The sequence below is a fragment of the Sphingopyxis sp. P8 genome, from assembly GCF_020622175.1.
Lineage (GTDB): Bacteria > Pseudomonadota > Alphaproteobacteria > Sphingomonadales > Sphingomonadaceae > Sphingopyxis > Sphingopyxis jiangsuensis.
On sequence record NZ_JACNMK010000001.1, the window covers coordinates 636,799 to 661,876 of the forward strand.

General features: G+C 59.6%; 17 protein-coding genes and 1 pseudogene. 4 read left to right on the plus strand and 14 right to left on the minus strand.

Annotated elements, in window-relative coordinates; genetic code table 11:
- Nucleotides 1-71: 71 nt before the first annotated feature.
- Complete coding sequence (locus tag H7692_RS03155; protein ID WP_222135984.1) at nt 72-2,897, minus strand: TonB-dependent receptor; 2,826 nt, start codon at nt 2,895-2,897, stop codon at nt 72-74.
- A 309-nt stretch (nt 2,898-3,206) separates the two neighbouring features.
- Here H7692_RS03155 and H7692_RS03160 point away from each other — a divergent pair, with 309 nt between their 5' ends.
- Together H7692_RS03160 and H7692_RS03165 are read left to right on the plus strand one after the other, a co-directional pair.
- Entirely contained in the window at nt 3,207-4,247 is a 1,041-nt protein-coding gene (locus H7692_RS03160; RefSeq protein WP_222135983.1) for a LacI family DNA-binding transcriptional regulator, read from the plus strand.
- 103 nt (nt 4,248-4,350) lie between these two features.
- Entirely contained in the window at nt 4,351-5,844 is a 1,494-nt protein-coding gene (locus tag H7692_RS03165; RefSeq protein ID WP_222135982.1) for an MFS transporter, read from the plus strand.
- Here H7692_RS03165 and H7692_RS03170 read toward each other — a convergent pair.
- The 6 genes and pseudogenes from H7692_RS03170 to H7692_RS03195 all read right to left on the minus strand — a co-directional run.
- Nucleotides 5,801-6,076 (minus strand): annotated as a pseudogene (locus H7692_RS03170) (integrase core domain-containing protein); the annotation flags it as partial. The gene H7692_RS03165 and the pseudogene H7692_RS03170 sit on opposite strands and share 44 nt — an antisense overlap.
- The gene (locus tag H7692_RS03175) at nt 6,075-6,320 is read right to left on the minus strand and encodes a hypothetical protein (RefSeq protein WP_222135981.1); all 246 of its coding nucleotides are present in this window, start codon (nt 6,318-6,320) and stop codon (nt 6,075-6,077) included. The pseudogene H7692_RS03170 and the gene H7692_RS03175, both read right to left, overlap by 2 nt.
- 51 nt (nt 6,321-6,371) lie before the next feature.
- The gene (locus H7692_RS03180) at nt 6,372-6,872 is read right to left on the minus strand and encodes a hypothetical protein (RefSeq protein ID WP_222135980.1); all 501 of its coding nucleotides are present in this window, start codon (nt 6,870-6,872) and stop codon (nt 6,372-6,374) included.
- Nucleotides 6,872-8,752: a glycoside hydrolase family 2 protein gene (locus H7692_RS03185; RefSeq protein ID WP_227339764.1), complete on the minus strand. Its 1,881-nt coding sequence runs from the start codon at nt 8,750-8,752 to the stop codon at nt 6,872-6,874. The genes H7692_RS03180 and H7692_RS03185 overlap by 1 nt, the downstream gene beginning before the upstream one ends.
- On the minus strand, nt 8,746-9,435 hold the full coding sequence (locus H7692_RS03190; protein WP_222135979.1) for a GDSL-type esterase/lipase family protein: 690 nt from the start codon (nt 9,433-9,435) through the stop codon (nt 8,746-8,748). The genes H7692_RS03185 and H7692_RS03190 overlap by 7 nt, the downstream gene beginning before the upstream one ends.
- Before the next feature lie 18 nt (nt 9,436-9,453).
- Nucleotides 9,454-10,488: a cupin-like domain-containing protein gene (locus tag H7692_RS03195; protein WP_222135978.1), complete on the minus strand. Its 1,035-nt coding sequence runs from the start codon at nt 10,486-10,488 to the stop codon at nt 9,454-9,456.
- A 187-nt stretch (nt 10,489-10,675) separates the two neighbouring features.
- Between H7692_RS03195 and H7692_RS03200 the strand changes: the two genes are divergently transcribed.
- Nucleotides 10,676-11,473 carry an endonuclease/exonuclease/phosphatase family protein gene (locus H7692_RS03200; protein ID WP_222135977.1) on the plus strand — a complete coding sequence of 266 codons (798 nt, stop codon included), beginning with the start codon at nt 10,676-10,678 and terminating at the stop codon, nt 11,471-11,473.
- A gap of 10 nt (nt 11,474-11,483) precedes the next feature.
- On the opposite strand, the gene H7692_RS03205 is transcribed toward H7692_RS03200, so the two are convergent.
- The 6 genes from H7692_RS03205 to H7692_RS03230 form a co-directional block, all read right to left on the minus strand.
- Nucleotides 11,484-12,764, minus strand: coding sequence for a sugar MFS transporter (locus H7692_RS03205; protein ID WP_222135976.1), 1,281 nt, complete (start codon nt 12,762-12,764; stop codon nt 11,484-11,486).
- A gap of 10 nt (nt 12,765-12,774) precedes the next feature.
- Nucleotides 12,775-14,241, minus strand: a complete 1,467-nt coding sequence (locus tag H7692_RS03210; RefSeq protein ID WP_222135975.1) for a glycoside hydrolase family 30 protein — start codon at nt 14,239-14,241, stop codon at nt 12,775-12,777.
- Nucleotides 14,241-15,752 carry a tryptophan halogenase family protein gene (locus tag H7692_RS03215; RefSeq protein WP_222135974.1) on the minus strand — a complete coding sequence of 504 codons (1,512 nt, stop codon included), beginning with the start codon at nt 15,750-15,752 and terminating at the stop codon, nt 14,241-14,243. Before H7692_RS03215 ends, H7692_RS03210 begins: the two co-directional genes overlap by 1 nt.
- 18 nt (nt 15,753-15,770) lie before the next feature.
- Nucleotides 15,771-17,765: a glycoside hydrolase family 3 protein gene (locus H7692_RS03220; RefSeq protein ID WP_222135973.1), complete on the minus strand. Its 1,995-nt coding sequence runs from the start codon at nt 17,763-17,765 to the stop codon at nt 15,771-15,773.
- Nucleotides 17,766-17,923: 158 nt separating this feature from the next.
- Nucleotides 17,924-20,848: a TonB-dependent receptor gene (locus tag H7692_RS03225; protein ID WP_222135972.1), complete on the minus strand. Its 2,925-nt coding sequence runs from the start codon at nt 20,846-20,848 to the stop codon at nt 17,924-17,926.
- A gap of 164 nt (nt 20,849-21,012) precedes the next feature.
- Nucleotides 21,013-22,071, minus strand: a complete 1,059-nt coding sequence (locus H7692_RS03230; protein WP_222135971.1) for a LacI family DNA-binding transcriptional regulator — start codon at nt 22,069-22,071, stop codon at nt 21,013-21,015.
- A gap of 137 nt (nt 22,072-22,208) precedes the next feature.
- Here H7692_RS03230 and H7692_RS03235 point away from each other — a divergent pair, with 137 nt between their 5' ends.
- Nucleotides 22,209-23,213 carry a cupin-like domain-containing protein gene (locus tag H7692_RS03235; protein ID WP_222135970.1) on the plus strand — a complete coding sequence of 335 codons (1,005 nt, stop codon included), beginning with the start codon at nt 22,209-22,211 and terminating at the stop codon, nt 23,211-23,213.
- A 525-nt stretch (nt 23,214-23,738) separates the two neighbouring features.
- Here the strand turns inward: H7692_RS03235 and hemN are convergent.
- Nucleotides 23,739-25,034: an oxygen-independent coproporphyrinogen III oxidase gene (hemN, locus tag H7692_RS03240; protein ID WP_222135969.1), complete on the minus strand. Its 1,296-nt coding sequence runs from the start codon at nt 25,032-25,034 to the stop codon at nt 23,739-23,741.
- Nucleotides 25,035-25,078: the final 44 nt, after the last annotated feature.

Genomic DNA, 25,078 nt, shown 5'->3' on the forward strand with positions numbered 1-25,078 from the left:
CGATCCGCCTATGCCGCTTTACGCAACAAATAACGGGGGTGGCAGGGTGCCGCCTCCCCCGTCAGGGAGGGTTAGAATTTGAACGAGGCGCCCGCAAGGAAACGGCGGCCATAGACCTGGTAGTCGATGACCGCGCGCGCGTCGCGCGGATCGTCGGTGACGAAGGGCTCGTCGGTCAGATTCTGCCCCTGGACAAAGATCGACAGGCCCTCGAGCGCACTGCCCGGCTGGAAATCATAGCCGATCTGCGCATCGATGATCGTTTCCGGCCGGGCCCGGCGCCGCACACGGTTGCCGCCGAAACCCGACAGCTCGCCGATGAAGCTCGACCGGTAACGAGCGCTGGCGCGGGCATTGAAGCCCCATTTTTCAAAGAAAATGGTCCCGTTGGCGACCCATTTGGAATAGCCGGGGATGTCCTCGGCCGGCGCGCCGGGGGTCGGCGCGATCTTGGTCTTCGTATAGGAAGCACCACCCGTCACACCAAAGCCGTCAAGCGCGCCGACGATTTCGCCGAAGGGCAGCGTCCCCGCGGCCTCGACGCCGTACAGCTCTCCTCCCTCGCCGTTGATCGGCACGTTCACCGTGCCCATGTAGTTGACGATGATGGGGTCACCGTTCAGATCGGTGCCCGCCGGCGCAATCGGATAGCCGGTAAAGTCGAACGCAATATCCTGATTATAGATATAGCTCTTCAGATCCTTGTAGAAGAGCTGCAGCGCCAGATAGCCCTTCGACCCGAAATATTTTTCGAAGGTCAAATCGGCGGCGTTGGCGCGCCACGGGCGCAGATCGGGGTTGCCCGTATTGCCACGCACGACCGCACACAGGCGCCCGGGGGGACAGGTCATGCCGCCGGGGTCGCCAACGGTGGTATTGTAGCTCAGCGATGCGCGCATATCGTCGAGGCGCGGGCGGATGATCTCGCGCGCCGCGCTGAAGCGGATCACGAAATCGCTCGCGGTACGCAGCGACAGGTTGAGGCTGGGCAAGACATCGACATAGTCGGTGCTGCGACTCTGCGGGATACCCTGGATATTGGGCGAACCGTTAGGGTTGGTGCCGATGAAGGACGCGCTGGCGCCGTTGGAGTTCTGGTCGGTGAAGATCGCCTGCACGCCGATGTTGCCGGTCAGCAGCGACGATCCCATTTCATGGTCGATGTTCGCCTGAACATAGGTGGTCATCAGCTTTTCGGAGACGTCATAGCTTTTGACCACCACGTCGCCATAGGGGTTCGGCACGAGCTGATAGAGGCCGGCCGCGAGCAGATCGCGCGGATCGTAGCTGATGACCGGACCGAGCCCGAGATAGGCAAGGTCGGTGGTGCCGAGGCGGAATTCCTCCGGCACCGGCACACTGGTCAGCCCGTCGGTATTCGCGACCAAACCGACAAAGGCTTCGTCGGGAACGAGGCTTTTCGAGCGGTCGGTGTAGTTGACGCCGAATTGGATCGAACGGAAGAACCCTTCAAGCTCTCGCTCGATCTCGACGCGATATTGCCAGAGCTCGTCCTTGATGATGCGGTTGTTGTAATAGCCGTCTTGCCCGCCAAGGATGCGGCGGCCATCGACGCTGGTCTGGTCGCCGCCCCAGCCGAGCGGGCTGGTGAGTTGGATGAGATTATAGTCACCGTAGTTCAGCGTCGGCGAAAAGACCGTTCCGTTGCGGTCGGAAGTGAAGCCGATCGTGTCGACAGCACCCACGCCGCCGCCGCGGCCCGTGCCCGAATTGCTTTCAAAGATCAGCTCGTTGCGGTCCGTCTTCGACAGGCTGATGTCGACGGTGGCATTCCAGCCGTCGTCGCCTTCCCAGCGATTGTTCCAGCCGAAGCTGTAGAGCTTGGCCTTGCGCTCAAACACGTCGTTGCGCACGACGCCCTCAACGTTGGTGAACGTACCTGCGCGGGCAAAGACGAACTCTCCGCTTTCGTCGATATCGGTGACATTGACCCCGGCGCCGCCGAAAGCAAGCGGCAGCTCGATCCCGCGCTTGATCTGGTCGTCCTTGAAGTCCGAGTAAAAGGCGTCGAGCGTCGAGGTGAAATTGGGGTGCGGCTCCCACTGGAGCGTGCCCTGAAGGCCGAGGCGGGTGAGCTGCGTCGAGGTCGCGTAGCTTTTCGACCCGCCGATCACGACCGGGCTCGCCACCGTGCCGTTGCCGGCATAGCCCCAGGCGTTGAATTCCTGGATCTGATAGGGCTCGTCGACATAGCTCGCCGACAGCGCGACGCCCAAGGTATCGTTCGCGAACTGGTCGACGAACACACCGTTGACCCGGTAGCCATATTTCTTCGATGCCGCGTTGAGCTTGCCGAGGTCGGCAAGGCTGCCGCGCGCGCCGATAGAGATGACGCTTTTGCCATATTCGAGCGGGCGGATGGTGCGCAGGTCAACCGTGCCCGACAGGCCCTGTCCGACGATCGACGCCATCGGCGTCTTGTAGACGAGCACCTGGTTGATCACTTCGCTGGGATATTGGTCATATTCGACCGCGCGATTATCGCCTGTCGAAGTCTGTTCGCGGCCGTTCAGAAGCGTGGTCGAAAAATCGGGCGCGAAACCGCGGATCGAGATCGAGTTCGAGCGGCCCGAAACGCGCTGTGATGTGAGACCCGGCAGACGCGCGATCGATTCGGCGATCGAGGCGTCGGGCAGCTTGCCGATATCTTCGGCCGAAATCGATTCGACGACCTGGTCGCGCTCCTTCTTGGCGCCGACGGCGCTTTCAAGGCTGGCCCGGAATCCCGAAACCACGATTTCATCGTGGGTGGCATCCGTATCGGCAACGCCTGGATCGGCATCCTGTGCCTGTGCTGCGGCGGGCAGGATGGCAGTCAAGGCAAGGCCCATCGCGATGGCACTGGCGCCGCGGCGAAGGCTGGTCTGCATGGTCATAAATGGCTCCCCTGGCAAAGACGGGTAGCAAAGACCGCGCATCAAGCCGGGGACATGATTGTCCCTAAGGCTCCTCTCCGACACGTGGGCTTTCCCCATCTTGAGCCTCGTAATTGAAGCCAATCGCGACGCGTCGCCATAGGGTATACGTATACGCATGATATGCGCACCGTGCGCTTGTCGCCAAAATGTTGCAGCAATCGAACCGTCGGCGCCACACGCAATGGGAGCATTGCGCGGCCTTCGCCAGCCGCTAAAATCATCGAAAGAGCGACGGCCGGCGCATGGCCGCCGCGGCAGGAGAGGATCATGGGGCGACCGCCCTCGGCCAAACCGACGAGTTTCGACATCGCCTATCTGGCAGGGGTGTCGCAACCTACGGTGTCGCGCGCCTTGCGCGGAAGCAAGTCGGTCAGCGCTGCAACGCGCGCCAATATCGAGCGCATCGCGCGGGAGCTGAATTATACGGTCGACAAGAACGCCTCCAGTCTTCGATCGCAACGGACGCACACGCTCGCGCTGCTCTTCTTCGAGGACCCGACGCCCGACGAATCGATGATCAATCCCTTTTTTCTATCGATGCTGGGGTCGATCACGCGCCAGTGTGCGTTGCGCGGCTATGACCTGCTCATCAGCTTTCAACAGATGCACAACGACTGGCACGTCGCCTATCAGGACAGCCACCGGTCCGATGGAATCATCCTGCTCGGCTATGGCGACTATCAGCTCTATCTCGAAAAACTCGAGCATCTGGTCGAAATGGATACGAAATTCGTCCGCTGGGGCTCGGTGAACGACGACAATATCGGCCTGACGATCGGGTCGGACAATATCGGCGCGGGGATAGAGGCCGGCACCCATCTGATCGAGATTGGACGGCGCAATATCGCCTTTCTCGGCGACGCATCGGATCATGCGCCGGAGTTCTGCGATCGTTACACCGGCTTGTGCCGTGCGATGCAGATGGCGGGACTCACGCCCGACCCCGCCTTGCAGCGCGACGCCATCTCGTCGGAGGAGTCGGGATATTTCGCCGCCCGCGCCCTCATCGCTGGGGGACGACCGTTCGACGCGCTGTTCGCGGCGAGCGACCTGATCGCCATCGGCGCCATGCGCGCGCTGGCCGAAACTGGACGAAAACTACCGGACGATGTCGCGATTATCGGATTCGACGACATCCCCGCCGCCAGCCTGACGTCGCCGACGCTGACGACGGTGATGCAGGACATGAAGGGTGCCGGTGAATTGCTGGTCGACACACTCCTGCGCCGCATCGATGGCGAAGCGGTGGAGCCGGCGGTATTGCCTACGCGCCTCGTCCGCCGGCAGAGCACCGCCGTGCGCGATTGACGTATTCGTATACGTAGCCGGGGACCGCTTGCCCTTGTGCGCCAGCCCTGCAAAACCTGTCGCAAACAGACGCGCCGCACGCGCGATTGACGGGAGACGGGCGATGGAAAAGCCGCGGCAGGGCCTGGCGGGCCTATGCAATATCAGCTTCGGCTTTTTCGGAATACAGATCGGCTTTGCGCTCCAGAACGCAAATATGAGCCGCATCTTCCAGTCGCTCGGCGAGGATATAGAAAAATTGCCCGGCCTGTGGATTGCGGCCCCGCTGACCGGCCTTCTGGTCCAGCCGATTATCGGGCATCTGAGCGACAGGACCTGGATCGGCCGCCTCGGCCGCCGCCGTCCCTATTTCCTGGCCGGCGCCATTTTGGCTGCACTGGCCCTGTTCGTCATGCCCGAAAGCCCCGCGATCTGGTTCGCGGCGATGATGCTGTGGATCCTCGATGCCTCGCTCAACATATCGATGGAACCCTTTCGCGCCTTTGTCGGCGACATGCTGCGAAAGGACCAGCATAGTGTCGGCTACGCCGTGCAGACCGCCTTCATCGGCGCCGGTGCGGTCGTCGGTTCGCTGTTTCCGGCCCTGATGGAATCGATGGGCATCTCGAACGTCGCTCCACCGGGGCAGATACCGGACACGGTCCGCTACGCCTTCTGGTTCGGCGGCCTGGCGCTGTTTCTCGCGGTGCTGTGGACCATCGTGTCGACCAGCGAATATACCCCCTCGCAGATGGCCGCGTTCGAACCCGCGAATGCGAACGATGCTCCGACCGCGCGCGCGCTGGCGGCGCGCAGCCATGTCGCCAGCGTCGGCTGGATCGCGGCTGGGCTGGCAGCCATCCTGATACAGATCGAATTCGCGCTGCTGCGCGAGGTGCAGCTGCTCGGCGCATTGCTGATCGGTTATGGCGTCGCCTGCATGGTAGCCGTCACGCTCGCTCGCCGCGGTAGCGAGACGAACATGCTGTCGAGTATCGTCGGCGATTTCGCCGGTATGCCACCGCTCATGAAACGGCTCGCTGCGGTACAGTTCTTCAGCTGGTCAGCGCTGTTCATCATGTGGATCAACACCACACCCATCGTCGCCCAATATCATTTCGGCACGACCGACGCCGCCAGTGCGGCCTATCAGGCGGCGGGCAACTGGGTCGGCGAGCTGTTCGCGATCTATAACGGTGTCGCGGCCATTGCTGCGCTGACGCTGCTGCCGTGGCTGTCGCACCGCCTGGGGCAGGCGCGAACACACATGGTCGGGCTGGCCTGCGGCGCGGTCGGCTACGCGAGCTTCTTTATGCTGCGCGATCCGACGCAGTTGATCTTCAGCGAAATCTTCATTGGCATCTTCTGGGCCTCGGTCCTTGCCATGCCTTACGCGATCCTTGCATCGAGCCTGCCGCAGGCAAAGCTCGGCATCTACATGGGTCTCTTCAACATATTCGTCGTCATCCCGCAGCTTCTGGTCGCGACGGTCATGGGGTCGATCATGCAGGCGCTTTTTCCCGGCGAACCGATCTACACGATGGCTTTTGCGGCGCTCGCCCTGATGATGGCCTTCATCGCCATGGCGCGTATCGACACAGTACCCATCGCCCAATAGCCCGTTTGCCCGGCGGCAGGCTAGCCTGCCCTGATACAAAAGCGCGCTCCGCCGGGGTCTGGTTGCCGAGGGATCTGTGCGGACGGACATGATTGTAGTCATGCCGCCAAGCCTCACATGTATGCCGGGCATCGGCCAAGCTCAAGAACCAGTTGGCATTGAGACACTCTGCCCTAACCCGACCGTTGAAGGATTCCGCGAATGCATTGTCGGTGGGCTTGCCCGGCCTGCTACTCACTGAACCTGGACTTCTTCATGCCACGAATCTTCTGGCTGGCATCGGCCAAACCTAACCGAGAAATTCTCACAAAAATCGGACCAATTTGCCGGGCCCAGGTCAGTGCCAAGTCCGTGTCGAACCGGCTCGTCCTTTCAAGAACAACGGGATCGAGCCACGCTTCGATAAAGTATCCGCCCCAGGATGCATCGATCAGACCGATCGGGACACCCCTGTCCCGATGAAGCTCGACACCCATGAAATAGCACACCGCGGAAAAGTCGCGTGCGCTGTCAGGGGCGGAAGCGTGCTATTGTGTCTCGCGCGCGAAGCGTGCGAGCGGAACCGTGCTCGCTTGCCTCGGTACCTTAAACAGTCGCAACCCGTCCCGCGCACTTCCGGCAATGGCGTTGTCGGCATCCGTTGCAAGACGGAGCGGGAATTCCATGTTGGACTGGGCGGAGCAAAGGAAGACATCACCCACCTCGACGTCGGCAAGGCTGACTGTTTCGGAACCGGAACTTGCCGTCAAACGAAGTCCTGCCGTCGCAGACCTTGCAGGCAAGGCAACGGACCAATGGCCGGCCGCATCAGCATGGGTAATGACAGCCACCTGCCCTGCCAGCTCAACAGACACTTCGGCACCAGGATTCGCTATCCCGGTTACCGGAGTCGGGCGGTCGCGCTGCAAGACCATGTGATCGGTGTAGATCGGGGCCAGTTCCAGTTCCGGTTGCTCGTTGGCGAAGGCCAAGTTTGCTGTGCCCAATGTGGCCATGCTCACCAGCAGTCTTGCGGGCAAAAATGGCATCACCTGGCCTCCGCAGCTTTGCTACGATACCATTGCGCCAGGACATCGAAGGCAAGCTTTCGTTCACCTGTCTCGCTGACCAAGCCCTTGCGGTTCCAGCCGTCCTGGACACCGGGAAGCTGGCGTCGGGGTGAGCGGAAGTCTTTCAATATCCAGGGCGACATGCCTGCCAGACTTGGAATTTCGTCTGCCATGGCAAGCGTGGCACGATAATAATTTGCCTGATAATCCTCGGTGAACTTGCCAGGAGACGGGCCATTTTCCCGCAGGCCGAATTTTGCGCCCGCGCCGAATTCGGAGAACAGGAACGGTTTGTTCTCCGGCAAATCCCAAACGAGCGAGCCGATATCTTCAAGTCGATCTGAGCCATACCAACCGAAATAGGTGTTCACCGCCAGAATATCGACTGCATCGGCAAGTGGATCGGAGATCGTCACCACTCGCTTCTCACCTCTTTGTTCACGCCCCGTCAAAAGCGCTGCGGTCACGAGCCTGTCAGGATCGAGTTGGCGAACGTCGTTCGCCAATTGAACCATGAAGCCGTTGCGCGCCTCGCTGACCGGGGTTTCGTTGCCGACACTCCACATGGCGATTGCTGCACGGTTGCGATCGCGCAGGATCATTTCGGCGAGCATCCGGCGGGTTTTCTCTAGCACTTGGGGGTCGTCGAACGCGATCCGCCAATACACCGGGATTTCGCTCCATACGATCAGTCCAAGCCGATCGGCGGCCCGCAGCATGGCCTCACCATGTGGATAATGCGCCAGCCTCACGAAATTTGCGTTCAGCCCTTCCTTTGCCAAGCCCAGGAGTTTTTCCGCGTCGGCATGCAATACCATGCGGCTTGGCTCTGCCCCAAGTTCCTCTTCGTGGAGGCTTATGCCGCGCAGGAAAATCGGTCGATCGTTGAGCAAAATCTCGCTGCCGCGCAGTGTAACTGTTCTAAAGCCGACAATGTCATGCCAGCGATCGTCACCTGCGGATAATTCGACGCGGTAAAGTCTCGGCCGTTCAGGTGACCAGCGTACGAGCCGTTTGGGCGACGCGAAACGGAACGACGCCTCCCCGGTGGCGCCCGCAACGGCGGTCCGGATGATCCCCAGTTCGGGAATTGCCAATCGAACGGGCAAATTTGCCCTGTCCTCGCCATTAAGCCGAACGGACGCAGCGATAGTTCCGTCGGCTGCCATGCGCACCCAGGCATCGTCTACGAAGGTACCTGAAACGGTATGGAGCCGCACGTCACGGGTGATTCCGCCATAGGTTTCCCAGTCAGTGACGGGCGGTGGCACATCCCTATCGCTGCGCTGTGAATCGGCGGCGACGACGAGGCGATTGCCCTTCTCGCGAAGAAGTCCCGTGACCTCGAAGGCAAACGGCGTAAACCCGCCTTCATGTGTCCCGAGCCGGGTGCCATTGAGCCAGACTTCGGCCGCGTAATTGACCGCACCGAAACGCAGGAATGTCCGCTTTCCAGGGTCGAGGATCGCATCGAAGCGGCGCTGGTACCAGACCAGGCCCTGGTAGTGGCGCATTTGCGCTGAGTGGGTTAGCCACGACGATGGCAGGGTGGCCACCGAGGCAGCGTCCATGTCGTACTCGTAAAGCGCCAACGGTTTGGCGGCACGGACACCCGCCACATCTGTGTCATCGAAGCGCCGATGCCCCTCGCCGACATCGCCGCCATGGAACCCGGCTTGGCCGTCCCGATAGGGATCAATTGACCAGGTCCATTGGCCCGACAGATCCTGACTCGCGCGCAAATCAGCGGCAGAGAGGACTGGGCCATTTGGCATAACCTGCGCAAATGCGGGCGATACGAGCAACGTTGCCGCCAATGCCAGCAGCAGTCGCACCAAGCGCATTTTGCCGATCAGCATCCCTGCGCTCGGCTCGTTTTGGCACGCCTGAACGCGCTGCCAATCCGCTCGCGCCACAATTTGTAGCCCGAGGATTTCATGTGCAGCCCATCCGAAATGAACAGGGCCGGATCGGGCTTCCCATCCTTCAGCATGGCCGAAACGATATCCACGTAGACGAGGTCGTCGCGCTCCTTTGCCATCTGCTCGATCATGTGATTAAGCTCCGACTGGCTCGCATTCTGATTCCAGCGGGCAAGCGATGGCTTAGCGGAGACGTAGAACACCGGGGTCGGGCCCAATGCAGCAGTCTTGCTTTCCATGAACTTCGTGAATTCCGCGAAAACTGCGTCGGGCGAATTGCCGGCATCGATGTCGTTCTCACCGGCGTAGAATGCGATGCGCTGCGGCCGATAGCGCCCTACCACCTGATCGAACCGATAATTGATGTCGGAAATCTGGGCACCCCCGAAGCCGCGCTCGAGTATCCGCAGTTTGCGGAAATCATCCTTCATGCCGAACCAGAAGCGAAAGCTGGAACTGCCAACAAACAGCGTTTCACATCCCTGAGGAGGGTAGACCTCGTCCTCGACATTGAAGACGTGAATTTCCTCACCGAATGGCGCTTCCTGGGCCACAAGCGCTTCCTGAGGGTGCAGGCAAGCGGCAAGAAAACTGAGCGAAATTGCAATTATCCGTTTCATTCAAAGACTCCGGTCTTCCTAGGCGAACGGGCCGGTCTTGCCCGCCCCGTCGTTGCAAAGATTGTGAATCAGGTGGCGCTTGAGTTCCGCGATCCTGGCTGGCGTTGCCGAATCGAGTACACCACGGATGTCCGGCGGCAGGTGATCGCCTGCGGGGCCATTTAGCTCGAATACATAGTGATCGAACATGGCCTTCCAGGCACGACGCTGGTCAGGCGGGAGCTCACGCAAGGCCACCACGCCGTGCAATAGTGCATCCCACGGCGACCCAAGGTCCTGCCGCGCCGCGTCCCACCAATAGTTCACCAGGATATTGACCGGTTCGAGCGCCGCGACATGGTGGTACCATTGGTAAGGAATATAGAGCACATCGCCGGGCAAAAGCTCTGCAATCTGAGCCTGTGCCAAGGCGGACGAAAATCGCGGGAAGCGCTCGTGATCAGGCTCCGAAACATGGACCATGCTAATCGGAGTCCCTCCAGGCGTGAGTTCAAAGGGCCCCATGTAGAGGTCACCGATTGCTTCGGGCGCGAAAAGGGTGAACCGACGCCGCCCTGCGACGACGCATGCTATGTTTTCCAGCTCGTCGTTATGGGTTGCAACCTCCGCACGATTGCAAATCCACATTCGCGGCAGGACGGATGGCGGCACAAGCGGCATTGGATGGACCGCGGCAAAACCGGGAACGCAAAGGTGGACAGGGAGACCCTGCGCCGCCAGCGCCCGGGGGCGTGGAGCACTCGCTTCGTCGGCCAGTAGTCGGAGGAATTCGCGCAGCGTGGTTTCATGTCGAGTGAAGTTCAGCTCCTGCGCGTCGCGCGTGTAGTGGAAGCGCCCTTGCTCGGAGGGATCGGCTGCCGAATATGTGAGCAGAGCGCCGGAGGCGTTGGCTGCGAGTTGCGACAGAAGTTCGTCCGTACCGCCGATCGCAGCCTTGATGATTGGCCAGCTCGCAAGCAGGCTGCGAACCACGACCGGTTCACCTTTCTCCCGCAAGGACGAGAGATTGGCTTCCGCAGCCTCGACAACAAGCACATCCTTCACACCGATCACCCTCCTTGTCCGTAGAATTACACTTTGACGGGAAAATTGGAAGCGCTACCAATTCCTCAAGCTACCTGTGAGAACGATCATGAGAATCTGGGGCAAGTCACACCTTACGCTGCTACTTCTCCTTGTTGTGGCGTGGACTGCACCTGCTCGCGCTGGTGACGGTCACTGTGCGGCGCCGATCTTGGCAATGACCTATAACATCAGGCTTGATACGGCAGCCGATGGGCAGAATAGTTGGACCCATCGTCGCGATTTCCTGATCGGCCAAATTGAGATGCTCCGCCCCGGTTTGCTTGGCATGCAGGAAGTCCTGCCCAATCAGCGTGCGGACCTTCAGTCAGCATTGACTGGATATGCGTTCGTTGGAGGCGGACGCGATGACGGCAAGCTGGCTGGCGAAGCGTCACCGATCGCCATCGACCGACGACTGTTTCGGATCGAAGCCAGCGGTACTTTCTGGCTTTCACCAACCCCTTCTATCCCTTCTACCGGATGGGACGCTGCATATCCCCGTATCGTGACATGGGCGCGGCTCCGTTACAGGGGAAGCAAAACCCGCGTACTTGTCGTCAACACGCACTGGGACCATGTGGGACGACAGGCACGGGCAGAAAGCGGGCGACAATTGGCACGCTGGCTGCAGGATGCCCGTAGAGGCGAAGACGCGGTAATCATGCTTGGCGACTACAACACGGATTCCGACGATCCAGCTCTTGCCGACATGCTCCAACTCACAGGTCTCAGGTCAGCCCAGGTTGCTGCAACCTCAACGGGTGCAGGCGAGCAACCTTCGACCTTCAATCGCTTCGAGGTCCAACCTCCGGCTGGTCTGGTCATCGACCACATTTTCGTGAGCGAGAATGTCGCGGTTCGGCGCAGCATGGTTCTCGCCCAGCACCTAAATGGCCGAGTCCCCTCCGACCATTTTCCGTTCGCCGCGCTGCTCGGACTTCCGTCCAAGCAGCGGGGGAAAGGATGCACATAGGCGCTCTGCCTTAGTGGGCTACCGGCACCACTTCTTCGCCGGAACTTTGAGCACGCGCCCGCACAGCGAGGACAGCAAAAACTGCGATAACGGCATAGGCCGCCATCGGAATGAAGAAGGATGCCGACAGGCTGGCGCTGTCGGCCATATGCCCGACGGCATAGGGCAAAACTGCGCCGCCGACGATGGCTACGCATAGCAATCCCGACGTCGAAGCCTGCGAGACCCCAGCCCGCTCCAGCGTGATCGTGAAGATCGTCGGGAACATGATGGAATTGAACAGACCGACGGCCAGTGCGGCGTAGCCAACCAATGGTCCGGACGAGACGGCGACTACAAGGCAAAGTGTTGTGGCAACACTTGCTGCGATACCAAGCAAGATGGGCACACGGACTATGGTCAACAGGTACGAACCAATGAAACGTCCAATCAGGGCACCCATCCAGTAGATGTTCGCAAGATAGAAGCCTGCAACCTCCAGAGGCAGCCCCATGATATCGGACTGATTGAGGAAATTGATCATGATGCTGCCAATCGACACCTCGGCACCTACATAGAGGCCAATTGCGAGCGCACCGAAAAGCGCCCACCTCGAACGAAGGGCATCCAGAACAGAGCCTCCCGGAGCCTGACCGAAGTCTAGCGCAGCCTTGGTAATCCGTTCGCGCGAGAACCAGATGAACACCATCAGCCCGACAAGCATCGTCGCAATCAGGAGGAATGCGTGAGAAACGGCTTGAAGCGCGATAACTCGTTCGGCCGGATCGGTGATTGGAGCATGACCGGCCTTGAAGACATCCTCGCCGAGCATGATTCGCGACCCGAAGTTAACCCCCAGAACCACGCCAAGCGAGTTGAACGCTTGTGCAAAGGTCAGACGAAAGTGGCTGCTTTCCGGTGGGCCGAGCGCAGCGGCCAATGGGTTGGCCGCGACTTGCAGGGTCGTGATCCCCGCCCCGAGGATGAACAAAGCAGCCAGAATCAAGGTATAATCCTGGAAGCGAACGATAAATTGTACGAGCAAACAGCCAGCGATCATCGTCGCCAGCGCGACAAGGATTGAGCGCAATGAACCCAGCTTGGCAAGCAGCGCGGCAGCGGGAAACGACATAAAGCCGTAAGCTGCGAAGAAGACCAGCTGGGTGAGCAACGCTTCGGTATAGTTGAGGCTGAAGCTTGCCTTCAGCGACGCAATCAGCGGGTCGTTGTTCGAGGTAATGAAACCCCAGGCGAAGAAGAGTGTCGTTACCGAAACAAACGCCGCTGAAACGCCTGACAAATGCTGCTTCATCGTTTCATCCCTAATTTGCCGCGACGGTGATCACGTAGGTTGCCAATGATCCGCGCGGCATGGCGGCGCGATAGGTCTTGCCTGCAACGCTGAAGGAAATTGCCTCCTTGTCAGCAGTGCCGTTAAAGACGACAAGCGACACCTTGGTCCCGTTGTCGCCGAGAAAAGCGACAGCTTCGACTCCATTCGTATTGACGGCGGAACCTACCCGCCGCGCCTGTTCCGGCAGGAAGCGGCTGCCGTGGGCAAAAGCATAATATTCAGGCTCGCGAGTGACCCTGCCGGTCTCGGTATTGATCGTGACCAAGCCGCGGCAGTTCCCACAGCCCCCCAGGTGAGGACCGTGGTCCTGATCGAGCGCGAGGTTCCACATAACGACACCCCTTGCCCAATGCCGGGGCGCACCAATGACAAGGTTTCTCGCTGACCACTGGAATGCCGATGTCCAGTCGCCGCTCCAGTCGCCTGCAGAGCATTCCGTGAACCAGGTTTCCTTGTCGGGAAAACTCGCGTGAATGGCCGATTGGGCCGACACGTCTCCACTATAGCAATGCCAGGCTACCCCATCCACGAACGGCGACGCCTTTGGGTCCGATAGGACCGCCCTGGGACTTTCCGGTTCGTTCCAGTTGTGATCCCAGTCCAGCAAGCGGGTCTGCGGAATCTCCCGGTCCATCATTGGGCCCAGGTGGTTGCCAATGAACGCGGCACGCTCGGCAGGTTCAACCCGCATGCCAGGATAGTCTTCCGGCTCGAAATGCGGCTCATTCTGGATTGTCATGAGGTCGATGGGCACCCCTGCCGCATCCATTGCTTTGGTGTAGCTGACAAGATACCGGGCAAAATCGTCATAGTGCGCTGGATCAAGTTTGCCCTTGATCAGGCTTTGACTGGTCTTCATCCACGCCGGCGCTGACCAAGGACTGGCAATCACCGTCAGGCGTGGATTGATCGACAGGACCTCGCTGATCGCCGGAATCAGTTCGGCTCTGGCAGGAGCAATGTCCGCCACCGGATCGCCAGCGGTATCGGCGTAGGTGTAGTGAGTAAGTGAGAAATCCGATGCCCCGATCGTGATCCGGGTGATATCGAGTCCCAGCTCCCCACCGGGGCCAAAGATTTCTTCCAGCAAGGCTGCGCGGTCGGCTGCGCCCATCTTCTTGATCAGCAGCCACGCGGTGGCATCAGTGATTGATGCCCCATAGCCCGCGAATGGCTGGTACCGCTGGGAGAGGTCGACGGTAACGTCAGCCGACTGACCCGCATCCGGCTGTACCTGACCTGCGGTGATTGCGGAAAGACGTTTGGACCCATCCGCTGTCGTCAGCCAACCGGGGGCCGATACTGCGGGAGATGGGCCAGCGCCCGGAGGTGCGCCTGCCGAACTTGTCCCGCCGGAACCGGAACATGCGGACGCCAGCAACGCGAGCACCCCAATCGAAGCGCGCATGCCCAAAACGGGAACACTGATGCCCATCACATCGCAGCCTTTGCTTCACAATATTTCGCGACAAAATCGGCATGTGTCGGCATGACAGCGACGCATTTCCCTATGACATTCTCGATATGTCCGAGGAATTGAACAACCTGTGCCTCGCTCCGGATATCGACGAGCGGGTCATATCCCTTTGGAATCATGCCCTGGCCAAGCATGACCTGGATCCAGCTCTCTTCGCTGAAGAGTTCCTCATCCTCGCGGAAAATCCGACCGTTGGCGCTGAAAAGGTCCATCTTTCGCTGAAGCGTATCGGGGACCTCCATATCGCGGCAATATTTCCAAAACGGCGTATCGTCGCGCTCGGTGGCTTTGTAGTGCAGGATGATAAAGTCACGGACCCGTTCATACTCGAAGTCGGTTTGCCGGTTGAATTCATCGATGTTTGCCTGATCGAAGCGGCCATCGGGCATCAACCGGATCAGTCGAATGAGCGAGGACTGGACCAGGAACAGGCTGGTCGATTCAAGTGGCTCCAGGAACCCAGCGGCCAAACCGAGCGCCAGGCAGTTCTTGTTCCAGATTTTCTCGCGCTTGCCGGTGGTGAAACGAATTCGGTTGGGTTCTGCCAGTTGCTCACCGTCAAGATTGTCGAGAAGGATTCGTTCCGCCTCGGCTTCGTCCATGTACTGGCTTGAAAAAACGTGTCCGTTCCCTGTTCGATGCTGCAACGGAATCCGCCACTGCCAGCCGGCTCCGTGGGCCGTTGCCTTGGTATAGGGAGTAAAATTGTCCGATCGTTGGCACGGGATGGCGATGGCACGGTCACATGGCAGCCAGTGAGTCCAGTCCTCGAACCCTGTTTTCATAGCCTGCTCAATGATGAGGCCACGAAACCCCGAGCAATCGATGAACAGGTCGGCTGCGATCTGCTCGCCGCTTTCGAGTGTCACGGATTCCACAAACCCATCGGCCGCTCTCAGGGCAACATCTACGATCTTGCCCTCCTGGCGAATGACTCCCCGGTCCTCAGCATAGGTTCGCAGGAACTTCGCGTAGAGGCCGGCGTCGAAGTGATAGGCATGCGCAATATGACCGATCGGAGAATCCCCGGCATCGGCACGCGCGGGCATGAACTTGTTCTCGAGTGCGGCGGCAGTGTTGATCGAAAAGTTGGCGAAATCGGACGCTTCGCCCTTCAGCTTTATCTTCAGCCAGTACTGGTGGCATCGGAGCCAGCCCAGATCCTGGCCGATGACGCCAAACCCATGGATATAGCTCGAGCCGATCCTGTCCCAGTTGTTGAACTGAATTCCCAGTTTGAAGGTGCCCTGGGTCAGGCGCATGAACTGGACCTCGTCCAGCTCGAGCAATTCATTGAACTTCTTGATGGCCGGGATGGTCGCCTCGCCGACGCCAACGGTTCCGATATCTTCGGATTCAACAAGCTTGATGCGATAGAGGCCCTGGAACAAGTGCGACAACAAAGCCGCCGCCATCCACCCGGCCGACCCGCCGCCGACGATCAGAATCGTTTTCAATCCACCTGCCATGCCAATTGTCCTCCTTGGTCAATCGGCAAGAGCAGGGCATGAAAGGCGGTTGTCAATCGGAAGAGGCCGCGAATCCCCACGCTTGGTCGTATCGAGTCCGAACCCGCGACTGAACAACTCAGGCTGGTTCGCCGTCTCGGGACAAGGAACGCCCGGCCAGGCAAACGGCAACCTCCCCGTGAAAGCTCTACGAGGCCGCCCGCTCGTTCCCTCGAACAGGACATCGGTTATGCCCCGCGCCTCGGTACCCGGCAGCCAGGCTGCGATGAAGGCGTCGGACAGGTTCATGAGGTCGTTGGCATAGACCGGCCGCCCAGAGAACAGGACAGAAACAACAGGCACCCCCTTTCCGTAGACACGTGCCAAGGTATCGAGCTGGTCAGGATATCGCGAAGTATGACGTAGAGTGGCGGGATAGACTATGTCTCCCTTCATCTCGGCGTAGGGTGCTTCGGCCATTACCATGATCACGGCGTCATAGCGGGACAAGTCGACACCGCGCGCGTCCTTGCTGACGTCAACGCTTCCGCCGTCACCCAATGCTTTGGTCACCGCGGAGAGCATATCGTCGGCGATCGGATAGTCGGAATCGTCCGTCTCATCGCCTTGCCAGGTCAGCGACCACCCGCCCATCTGGGCAGTAACCTTGTCGGCGGCTTCACCGACCAGCAGGATCTTTGCGTCCCGTTGCAAAGGCAGCGGCGACGCCGGTCCGTTCTTCAGCAGGACGAGCGACTTGGCCACGGCTTCCCGCGCGGTGGCGCGTACCAAATCGCTGGCGAGGTCCTGTTCAGCTGAAGCATCCAGAAACGGCGCGTGTTCCATCAAACCGATACGGAACTTGACCCTCAGGATCCGGGTTACGGCATCGTCGATCCTGCTCATCGGGATCGTTCCCGCTTCTACGTCGGCAACGGTCTCATCGATGAACTTTTTCCAATCGTCGGGGACCATGACCATGTCGATGCCGGCGTTGATGGCCTGAGGGCAATGGGTACGTGTGCAGCCGTCAACCTGCTCGATCGCGTTCCAGTCGGATACGACGAAGCCATCAAAACCAAGTTTACCCTTCAGGACATCGGTGATCAGTTCGCGGTTTCCATGCATCTTGCCATGTGCAACACCTGCACCGGTATCGGTCCAGCCGCTGTAGGAAATCATCACATTCTGGACGCCGGTTTCGAGTGCGCCAAAATATCCAGGGGCGTGCGTGCGGATCAATTCGTCCCGGCTGGCGCGGGTCTCGCCCTGGTCTTTACCTAGCCAGGTTCCACCGTCGCCGATAAAATGCTTCGCCGAAGCGATCGTGGTATCGGGACCGACAAGGTCGCCCTGCATGCTGGTGACGAAAGACTTTGCGTAGGAACGGACCAGTTCCGGATCCGATGAATAGCCTTCGTAGGTTCGACCCCATCGCGGGTTCTGGACCACCGCCAGGGTCGGCGCAAATACCCAGGTGATCCCCGTTGCTCGCACCTGTTTGGCGGTAAGATGGGCTATCCGCCCAACCAGCTCTGGATCATGCGCTGCACCGAGACCGATATTGTGAGGAAACTGGGTCGCGCCAAACACATTGTTGTGCCCGTGGACAGCATCCGTACCCCAGATAATCGGAACCTTGACCGGCATATCGGTGGACATCGACGCATCATAAAAGCTCCGCGAAAGCGCGACCCAATCGCCAGCCGTTGAACGCTTGTTTCCCCCAGGCCATGCCCCGCCGCCATTCAGGACAGAACCCAGATAATGTTCGCGTACTTGCTCGGGAGTGACCGAGCGGATGTCGGCCTGAGTCATCTGGCCGATCTTCTGGCGCAGACTCATCCCAGAAACGATTGCAGCAATGCGCTGTTCTGTTTCTGGATCAGTCGAATGCGGGCTGGCGATCTGTGGCCATTCTGCGGAAGCAGCGCTGTTTGCCTCGAGTGATTGCGAACCGGTCGCACAGGCGCCGAGCCCAGCCACAAGTGCTACGCCTGAGAGGAAATGGAGTCTGGAAAGCTTACTGAGCACCGCGGCCCTCCTTTAGCGCAGGCAGCCCGGCTTCTCGCTAGGACGACCCGCTAATGCTGACAGGTACCGGAATTTGCTTCGGGACCAGCTCTGATCTTGCCCACCTCAAAGCGGTGAGATGGGGGCCGGTCGGGAGAATGAACCGGCCCCCAATTTCGCTAGAAGCGATAGTTGACCCCGAACAAGATCTGTCGGCCGTATTTCTCGTATGTTTCGGGCAGGAAGCCGCCATCCGCCGTGCGCGTACCACCCCCGTCGGTGCCGATACGGGTACGATAGGCGGAGTCCGTCAGGTTGTTAACCTGCAAGAGTATGCCCAGACCCTCGAGCGTCGATCCTTCCTGGAAGGTATAGCCGATCTGCGCCGAGACATCTTTGTCCGCGAGAATTTCCGTCACCCCACGTGTGGCGAACAGCTGCGTGACCTCGCCCTTGAAAGCGGAACGATAGCGGTAGGCCGCACGCGCCTGGAAACCATCCTTCTCGAAATAACCGGTGATCGTGTAGACGGTGCCAGAAAGGCCAGGGATTCTGGTCGCTTGGCGCACAGTTTCATCGGTACTCGCAGTAGGCCGAAGGTTGGATTCGGTGTAGGAATAGCTCCCGATTACGCCGAACCCATCAAGTGCGCTGGTGAGTTTGCCGAAGCCAAGGGCACCGCTGATTTCGATACCTTTGATCGATCCCCCTTCACCGTTCGCAGGCTGGTTGATCTGACCCAGCGGACTGACCGGAACCCCGGGTGGTAGGCCATTGGGTTGAGACGGGGTCTGGAGCGACGTTGGCGGGATGGGCAAGCCGGTGAAATCGAATACCTGGCGCTGCGTATAGATATAGCTGTCCAGCTTCTTGTAGAAGCCAGCGATGCTGATGTAGCTGGTCCGGTCGATGTACCATTCATAGGCCAGATCGACTGCCTTGGCTCGCCACGGCTCAAGCAGGGCATTGCCGCCCGTTGCCGACCAAAGCCCAGTCCGTTCGACGCCAACGACGCATGGCGTCGGCACCTGCGCGGTCGGGGTACATGGATTGCGCGGGAAGCTCGGAATGAAGCTTGCGCGCATTTCATCCATCCGCGGGCGTGCCATGACTTTTGCTGCGGCGAGCCTGATCCGGTGCCCACCGCCAAGCTCGTAAATCAGGTTGAGGCTGGGCAAGATGTCCCAGTACTCCTTGCTGACATTGACCGGAGTGACCACCCGCGGAGTTAAGGTGGCGTTGATCGCACTGCCGCTCGATTGCTGACGCTGGTGCACAGCCTGGACGCCGATGTTGCCGCGCAGATTTCCTGAGTTGAACGTCGCCTTGGCCCGAAGCGTCAGGATTTCCTCGTCAATTTCCCAAGCCTTGTCGAACGTGTTGTTATCCGTGAAGACAACACGATCATAGTATACTGGGAGCGCAGTACGAAGATCTACGGCGAGCACATTGCCGAAACCAGCAAAGTCGAGCGAAGTGGGATCGGCGAGATGCTCACCGGCAACGAGCGTCTGCAACCTGCTGTTCTTGAGGAACAGGTCAAACTCATCAACCGCTTTGCTCTTGGTTCGCTTGGTGAAATTCACGCCTACATCGAATTGCTCGAAGAACCCATCGAGGTCATATTCGAAACCGAGGTCGAGCGCGTACACGTCTTCCTTGACGTGCGGTTCTTTGGTGGCCCCGTCATGACCCCAGCCACCCCAGGGGGCACGGTCGCCGAGCGAAACCCGTGACGCATCGGCGTAGTCCAGCCCTTCGCTGTAGGTCGGGAACCCACCATTTAACAGACCGGAGAGATCATACCCGATGCTGTCGAATACGCGGTCACCGTTGTTCACATTGATCCGTCCGCAGCATCCGAAACCGGCGTAGGTTTCCGTAATACTCTCATCGCGCTGGTTGGACGAATAGGACAAGTCACCGATGAAGCGCAGACGGTCGGTCATGCTGAATTCGCCGTTCAGGCCAGCCGAAAACAGCTCATCATCGCGCGTATTGTAATCGTTGCGCAGCACCGGTGCGACGCCGGTAACAGTGCCGGACACGCCAACAAGCGTCCCGCCGATATCCTGCGTAGTGACGTTCGTGAAATTCTGGTTGTCAGCCCAGACGTTGGAGAACCACTGCGCCCCGCGCATCACTTCGCGCTGCTTGAATTTCGAGTAGTACAGATCAGCCGTCAGATGAACGCTGTCACTGGGCTCCCATTCGAGGATGCCGATCGCCGCCGCGCGCTTGTTCAGGCGCGAGAACGCAAAGATTTCCTGGCCGTTCAGGAAGAGAGCGGCGTCGGCGGAGTCGGGTGAAATCCGGTCCCGGCGGCTCTGGTTGCCCCCGAAATTTTCATAGGCATAAGCCTTGTAGTGCCGGTTCTGCGACGGCGCATCGAGGTAGGCAACACCCAATGCCCACCCGAGCGTCCCAGCCTCGTTCTGGTCGATGTAGCTTGCGCTCGCGCGATAGCCATAGTGACGGACATCGTCATTGAGCTGGCCGCCGGAGTTGATTTCACCGCGCAGGTTGAGAGCAATGGCCCGCTTTCCATAAGCCAGCGGGCGGACAGTCCGCAGGTCCGCCGTACCCGACAGGCCCATACCCGCAATGCTGGCGTCAGGCGTCTTGTATATCACCACGCTGGACAGCAACTCGGACGGATATTGGTCGAACTCGACACCGCGGTTATCGCCTGAACTCGCCTGCTGGCGACCGTTGAGCAACGTGGTCGAAAAGTCAGGAGCCATGCCGCGGATCGAAATGACCTGCGCGCGCCCGTTCACACGCTGGGTGGTAAGGCCCGGCAAGCGCGAAATCGCTTCGGCGATAGAAACGTCCGGCAATTTGCCGATATCTTCAGACGAAACCGCCTCAACGATCGACAGTTCATCGCGCTTGGTGCTGATCGACGTTGCGAGACCAGCACGAATGCCAGTTACCAGAATGATGTTGCCATCTTCGTCAACGGACGATTCCGGCGCCACACTCTCTTCGACGCCAGCGTCCTGCGCGTACGCCGCCGTCGGAACGGATGCGGCGAGCGCCAAAGCAGATGTTGTAAGACCAAGCCCGATGATGCGACTCGAAGAGCGAGCGTAAACCTTCATGATATCCCTCCCAGCTCAGGATTTATCCTGATATTCAATCCCTTAGATGCCGCCAACCCTCTTTCAGCCACCGGCAACCGAGCGCAACTTTGGAAGCGCTTCCAAAAACGGATTGCTAGAAAGCTTGCCGAAAGTCAACGGCAAATTGGAAGCGCTTTCACAGATTATTGGCTGCCAGCCGATTCCCTGGACGTGGACTGGCGCAAAATCAACTCGTAGGGGACAACCTGTTCCGTTGCTTCATTCGCAACAGCTCCATTCTCTCCAGCGCATGCGCTCACAAGCAGCTCGACCGCTTTCGCACCCATTTGGCGCAGTGGTTGATGGACCGTTGTCAACGGAGGCCAGACGATCTGCGAAACCGGAGTATCGTCAAATCCCGTGATAGAAATGTCCCCGGGTACATTCAGGCCCAATTTGTGCGCCGTGAACAAGGCACCTGCAGCCATGTCGTCGTTGGCGCAAACCAGGGCTGTCGGACGGTCCGGCGTATCGAAAAGCTGTGCGGCCAATTCTGTGCCGGAGCGGAAAGTGAAATTTCCTTCGACGACTGCGATCGAGACATCGGAATGCGATGTCCGGTTGAGAGCCTCTCGCAAACCCTCCAGGCGAAGTGCTGCCGACCGGTGCTCGCTTGGCCCGCCTATGAAGCCGAATCTCCGATGCCCCTGTCGGTAAAGGTAGGCACCAATTTCCAACCCGGCTTCCTTGTCGTCGATCCCGACTGACGGCGCGAGGCAACTGGTCAGGGGGCCAGCCGAGATGAGAACGAGCGCAACACCGGCTTCAAGCAATACTCCGATCAATTTCTCATCGTCGGAAAATGGTGGCGTGAGAACGATACCGTCGCATCTGCTTTGGCTCGCCAGGGCCACGATTTTTGCAGGGTAGTCATCGTTCGACGGATCGAGCGTATGGGCAACCAAGCCGAAGCCGAATTCGGTTGCGGATCGCATCGCGCCAAGCTCAATCGCAGAGTGGTAGTAGCTGTTCGGTTCGACTTCGGCGTCAGCAGCAAACACGAGCGCCAGCACGCGAGTGGTACCACTGGCGAGTTGCCTCGCCTGGTGATTTACCTGGTAGCCAAGCTTTGCAATGGCCTTGAACACCTTCTCGCGGACCCGCTCACTCGTATTGGGGCTCGAATTGAGGACGCGTGAAACCGTTGCTCTGGCTACTCCCGCTTCACGGGCGACGTCATCGATTGTGGGCTTTCTGTTCAAACTGAGCGCTCATCTTGTCAAAATGCAATTCCTCGCTCCGACTCTTATCTGACACGGATAGCGCGGCAAGCGCCAATTTTGGAAGCGCTTCCCAAACGGCGGTGCAACATCTATTTCCCCTATCGAGGAGCTCCAACATGGCGAGAGACATCAGGGAAGTGGATCCCGACGCACTAGGAGAGCTGACGAAGCAAGCGTCAGAAGCTCTGGAGCCGGTTGTCGTTCGCGGCCTTGCAAGCAATACACCAGTGGTGAGCTCGGCCATTCAGGGTGATCGGGATCTCCTGAGCTACTTAAGCGGTCTTGCACATCCACGCGAGGTTATGGTGCTTCACGCCAATGAAGATGTTGAGGGGAAGTTCGGATACTCAGCGGACCTGTCGTCCTTCAACTTCAGGCGAATCCAGACCTCCTTCCCGGCATTCCTCGACGCGCTTCGAGATGGAACGTTCCCTCCGGGAGCGGTGGCGGTGCAAGGCTTGCAGGCAAACCATGTCGTGCCAGGATTCGTGGAAGACAACGCCATTCACTTTTTGCCGGCTGGCGGAGAATATCGCTTGTGGCTCGGCACAGGCGCAGTGGTGGCAACCCACAGCGACCCCGCCCCCAACGTTGCCTATGTTGCCGCCGGAACGCGCCGCTTCACCCTGTTTGCGCCGGAAGAGGTCGGCAATCTGTACATGGGACCGTTCGACCCCGTGCCAAACGGAACGCAGATTTCGCTCGCGGACCCGATGGATCCAGATCCTGCTCGCTTTCCGCGCTTCCCTGGTGCGCTGGAGCGGTCACAAACGTCCGAGCTTCATCCGGGCGATGCGATCTTCATTCCCACAGGTTGGTATCACCATGTCGAAGCCACATCTCCGCTAAATCTGCTGGTCAATTACTGGTGGCGCGACAAGCGGGAAGCGCCTTCGCCATGGGACGCACTGATGCATGGCTTCATGGCGCTACGCGGCCTTTCACCGGCTGAGAAGAGAGTCTGGCGCGCCATGTTCGATCACTACATCTTTGAAACGAATGGCGATCCGGGTAGCCATATGCCGCCAAGAGTGAGGGGAATCCTTGCTGAAGCCAAGCCACAAATGATCGAGGAAATGCGACGAACCCTCGTACGGTCGCTATCCGGCCCACGCGGCTAGTTGTATTCAAGGACATCGAGCGAACTCATCTACATCGCGATCGATCATGACCAACCCGCCGACAATTGACCTCTTGGATTTGGGCCATGGTGTGCCGCCTGCTGTGATCATCGACGGTTTCGCCCAATCGCCTGAAACTTGGCGCGATGAGGCCCTCGGTGAAGGTTACGAGTTGAGAGGCTGACGTGCTCCCCTGAAATGTGACCGATTTTGAGTAAAGTCCGACGCGAATTGCCCAAGTCTGCCGTGGTTTTAACGGTCGCTTTGCGCCAACCTTTCGACCGGCATTCCACACCAGACGGGACGACGAATAATCGAATTCTGACCTACCCATAATCGTTCTCCTTTGGCCAAAATGACCAAAAGGAAAAACGCTCAGGTTAGACCGATGGCCTATCGGGGACGGTCAACAAATGGAGGCTGGCGGAGAAAGTTCTCGCCGGGAAGCGACAAGGCTAGGACGCAACATTGCGCCGCAATTTACGAGCTGGCTGGTTCTTCCTTTCCTCCTGCTGATCGCCGCAATTACAGCTTTCCGCGGACCCGATCGAAATGCGCTGCGACATGGCGGGCATAGGGGCGACCACAATCACGGATGATCAGATTATCGGCCTCCCAGCCGATCAGGCCCCGGTCTTCGAGAGCCGCCATCACGATGTGCGTCGCCTCAACCATCGATGCACGGATGCGTGCGCGACCGGCGCAAAGCAAATCACGAATTATCATGCCGCGCTCGTGTTCGATCGCGTCAATCAATACCCCGCGCGTCACCGGGAGCCGACCTTCGGCGATAAGGTCGCGATAATGTCCCGCGCGCTTTTCGTTCTGGACGATCAGGTCCGGAAATTTACTGATCGCGCTGGCGCCGAAGCCGAGCAGGATGGGCGCATCGTCGTCGGTAAAGCCTTGAAAGTTGCGGTTCACCCGCCCTGCGCTTGCGGCGATGGCCAGCGGATCGGCGGGCAGCGCGAAATGATCGAAGCCGATGGGGATATAGCCGGCTTCGGTTAGGCGATTGAAGCCCAGTTCCGCCTGTTCGAAGCGAAGTCTTTGATCGGGCAGGTTGCTGGCGTCGATCCGCCGCTGGCGGGGGATCATCGTGGGTAAATGTGCATAGCCAAACAATGCGACGCGGCTGGGCGCAAGGCGGATCGTTTCGTCGAGCGTCGTGTCGAGTTCGGTCAGGCTCTGCCTGGGCAGGCCGTACATCAGGTCGAAGTTGATCGCGTCGATGCCGCGCAGGCGCAGACCGGCCACCGCATTTTCGATGTCGGCCAGCGGCTGAACCCTCCCGATCGCCTGCTGGATATGCGGCGCGAAGGTCTGCACCCCCAGGCTGACGCGCCCGACCGACGAGGCCGCGAGGACGCGCGCCCAGTCGGCGGAAAAGCCGCGCGGGTCGATCTCGATCGAAATGTCGGGGCTGCTGACGTCAAAGACGGTCAGGATGCGGTCGAGCAAGCGGACGAAATCGACCGGCGCGATGGCGTTGGGACTGCCGCCGCCGAACGCAAGGCGCTGGACGCGCGCGCGGCCGCCGACGCGCTTGGCGACCATGGTTATTTCAGATCGCAGCGCCCCCAAATAGTCGGTCAGGCGCTGGGTGCGGTTCGCGGCGCCGGTGTTGCAGCCGCAATACCAGCAAATCTGGTCGCAGAACGGGATATGGACATAGATCGAGACGGGTGTCGCTGACTCGATTCGGTCGAGCGCCGCGGCATAATCGTCGGCGCCGACATCCTCGCCGAATTCGACCGCAGTCGGATAGCTGGTGTAGCGCGGGACGGGCGTCGCCAGCAGGTCGGGGTGATAGCTCCACATATTGATGGATTAGGCGGTGGCTGGCGCGGTCGCATTGACCCAGA